1 tRNA gene and 2 rRNA genes are annotated in these 3,730 nt (G+C 54.5%); all 3 read left to right on the top strand.

Annotated elements, in window-relative coordinates:
• Positions 1–200 precede the first annotated feature (200 nt).
• The 3 genes from LB547_RS32170 (at position 201) to LB547_RS32160 (ending at position 3,708) form a co-directional block, all read left to right on the top strand.
• A 23S ribosomal RNA gene (locus LB547_RS32170) occupies positions 201–3,011 on the top strand.
• Positions 3,012–3,283: 272 nt separating this feature from the next.
• Positions 3,284–3,398, top strand: a 5S ribosomal RNA gene (gene rrf, locus LB547_RS32165).
• 233 nt (positions 3,399–3,631) lie between these two features.
• Positions 3,632–3,708, top strand: a tRNA-Met gene (locus LB547_RS32160).
• The last annotated feature ends 22 nt before the right edge of the window (positions 3,709–3,730 follow it).

The raw sequence follows: 3,730 nt of genomic DNA, 5'->3' as shown, positions 1-3,730 counted from the left end.
TTCATGATCCGAAAGGGTCGTGATTTGTCGCGGGAGACGCTCAATCTCCCGCATATGATGGGTTTGCCTAACCGCGCCCTCGAACCGATCTCGAGAAGCTGGTCTTTTTGTGCCAATGACATCGAGCCATATCCCGCACAGGATCTGGCTCAGGCGACGATCCTTTCGGGATCGCGCGGATGGGTATTGGCAATGAGAACGATCAAGTGTCTTAAGGGCAATTGGTGGATGCCTTGGCATGCACAGGCGATGAAGGACGTGATACGCTGCGATAAGCTACGGGGAGGTGCGAATACCCTTTGATCCGTAGATTTCCGAATGGGGAAACCCACCTAAGGTGCTTGGAAAATCAGAGCAGCCAGTGGTCGAAAGACCGTCTTGCTGCTGTGGTTTCCAAGGATCTGTTATAGGTAACTTATCCTGAATACATAGGGATAAAGTGGCGAACGCGGGGAACTGAAACATCTAAGTACCCGTAGGAAAGGACATCAACCGAGACTCCGGAAGTAGTGGCGAGCGAACCCGGACCAGGCCAGTGGCGATTGAGAGACAAGCGGAACCTTCTGGAAAGTAGGGCCATAGTGGGTGACAGCCCCGTACGCGTAATGCGATCAATCGTCCTCGAGTAAGGCGGGACACGTGAAATCCTGTCTGAAATTGGGGGGACCACCCTCCAAGCCTAAGTACTCGTGCATGACCGATAGCGAACTAGTACCGTGAGGGAAAGGTGAAAAGCACCCCGACAAGGGGAGTGAAAGAGTACCTGAAACCGATTGCCTACAAACAGTGGGAGCCCGCAAGGGTGACCACGTACCTTTTGTATAATGGGTCAGCGACTTAGTGTGACGAGCAAGCTTAAACCGCTAGGTGTAGGCGCAGCGAAAGCGAGTCTGAACAGGGCGTTCAGTTCGTCGCATTAGACCCGAAACCGAGTGATCTAGCCATGAGCAGGTTGAAGGTAAGGTAACACTTACTGGAGGACCGAACCCATAACTGTTGCAATAGTTCGGGATGACTTGTGGCTAGGGGTGAAAGGCCAATCAAACTCGGAAATAGCTGGTTCTCCGCGAAATCTATTTAGGTAGAGCGTCGACCGAATACCCCAGGGGGTAGAGCACTGGATGGGCTAGGGGTCCTCACCGGATTACCAAACCTAACCAAACTCCGAATACCTGGGAGTACTAGTCGGCAGACACACGGCGGGTGCTAACGTCCGTCGTGAAAAGGGAAACAACCCTGACCTACAGCTAAGGTCCCCAAGTTATGGCTAAGTGGGAAAGGATGTGAGGATCCCAAAACAACCAGGATGTTGGCTTAGAAGCAGCCATCATTTAAAGAAAGCGTAACAGCTCACTGGTCTAAATAAGGGTCTTTGCGCCGAAAATGTACCGGGGCTAAAGCCATACACCGAAGCTTAGGGTTCGTGAGCAATCACGAGCGGTAGCGGAGCGTTCTGTAAGCTGATGAAGCCATACCCGTGAGGGGTGGTGGAGGTATCAGAAGTGCGAATGCTGACATGAGTAACGTAAGGGGAGTGAGAGACTCCCCCGCCGAAAGACCAAGGGTTCCTGCTTAAAGCTAATCTGAGCAGGGTTAGCCGGCCCCTAAGACGAGGCGGAAACGCGTAGTCGATGGGAACCACGTTAATATTCGTGGGCCTGGAGGTAGTGACGGATCACACAAGTTGTCCAATCTTATCGGATTGAACGGGCAGCGGAGTGGTTCCAGGAAATAGCTCCTCCTTATAGACCGTACCCGAAACCGACACTGGTGGTCTGGTAGAGTATACCAAGGCGCTTGAGAGAACTATGCTGAAGGAACTCGGCAAATTGCACGCGTAACTTCGGAAGAAGCGTGACCCTTTTCTGCGCAAGCAGAGGAGGGTGGCACAGACCAGGGGGTAGCGACTGTTTATCAAAAACACAGGGCTCTGCGAAGCCGCAAGGCGACGTATAGGGTCTGACGCCTGCCCGGTGCTGGAAGGTTAAGAGGAGGGGTGCAAGCTCTGAATCGAAGCCCCAGTAAACGGCGGCCGTAACTATAACGGTCCTAAGGTAGCGAAATTCCTTGTCGGGTAAGTTCCGACCTGCACGAATGGCGTAACGACTTCCCCGCTGTCTCCAGCATAGACTCAGTGAAATTGAATTCCCCGTGAAGATGCGGGGTTCCTGCGGTTAGACGGAAAGACCCCGTGCACCTTTACTATAGCTTTACATTGGCATTCGTAGTGGCATGTGTAGGATAGGTGGTAGGCTTTGAAGCCTGGGCGCCAGCTCAGGTGGAGCCACCCTTGAAATACCACCCTTATCACTATGGATGTCTAACCGCGGCCCGTTATCCGGGTCCGGGACAATGTATGGTGGGTAGTTTGACTGGGGCGGTCGCCTCCTAAAGAGTAACGGAGGCGCGCGATGGTGGGCTCAGAACGGTCGGAAATCGTTCGCTGAGTGCAATGGCATAAGCCTGCCTGACTGCGAGACTGACAAGTCGAGCAGAGACGAAAGTCGGTCATAGTGATCCGGTGGTCCCGCGTGGAAGGGCCATCGCTCAACGGATAAAAGGTACGCCGGGGATAACAGGCTGATGACCCCCAAGAGTCCATATCGACGGGGTTGTTTGGCACCTCGATGTCGACTCATCGCATCCTGGGGCTGGAGCAGGTCCCAAGGGTATGGCTGTTCGCCATTTAAAGCGGTACGTGAGTTGGGTTCAGAACGTCGTGAGACAGTTCGGTCCCTATCTGCCGTGGGTGTAGGAATATTGAAAGGATCTGTCCCTAGTACGAGAGGACCGGGATGGACGGATCTCTGGTGGACCTGTTGTGGCGCCAGCCGCATAGCAGGGTAGCTATATCCGGACGGGATAACCGCTGAAGGCATCTAAGCGGGAAACCCACCTTAAAACGAGTATTCCCTGAGAACCGTGGAAGACGACCACGTTGATAGGCCGGGTGTGGAAGAGCGGCAACGCTTGAAGCTTACCGGTACTAATAGTTCGATCGGCTTGATCGTTCTCATTCCTTATGCCCATCGTGAAACACGATGGTCTGGCCAGCGCTCACGCATGAGCGGCCCTTACGGGCCTATGCTCCGCGAGGGCGCCGGACGACCGGCGACGCGCAGTCGCGCTTGCGGGCTTCGCCCGAAAGCAAACTGTGGATGTCGCTCAGGCACAAAAAGACAGGTGAAGAGCAACGAGCCAATAGCGAATAGGCATCCCCTATTCACTATTGCCTACTGCCCAATCCCTAACCCAGCTTCTCGAATAACGTGCGTTTTGCCGACCTGGTGGTTATGGCGGAGCGGCTGCACCCGATCCCATTCCGAACTCGGCCGTGAAACGCTCCAGCGCTGATGGTACTTCGTCTCAAGACGCGGGAGAGTAGGTCGCTGCCAGGTCTGCCAAACGCACGTTAAACTCACATCCAATCGGATGGATGTGAAATCTTCTCTTCACGAACAGGCCCGCCAACGGGACAACGGGCCGCGTAAGCGGCCCTTTCAATTTGGCGGCGCGAAGCAGGCAATCGCCCGCTTCCAAACATCGAAGCAGAGACACCTGCTTCCAGAGATCGAAGCAGAAAACACCTGCTTCCAGAGGTCGAAGCAAGCTCACGCTTGCTCATAGGTGGCGCGGGGTGGAGCAGCCCGGTAGCTCGTCAGGCTCATAACCTGAAGGTCACAGGTTCAAATCCTGTCCCCGCAACCAAATCAAAACAGCCCGGCTCACC

The sequence above is a fragment of the Mesorhizobium sp. B264B1B genome (assembly GCF_020165765.1).
In the GTDB taxonomy this organism is placed as follows: Bacteria; Pseudomonadota; Alphaproteobacteria; order Rhizobiales; family Rhizobiaceae; genus Mesorhizobium.
The sequence above is the reverse complement of the archived record's forward strand: the minus strand, read 5'-3'. Positions and strand labels throughout refer to the sequence as shown.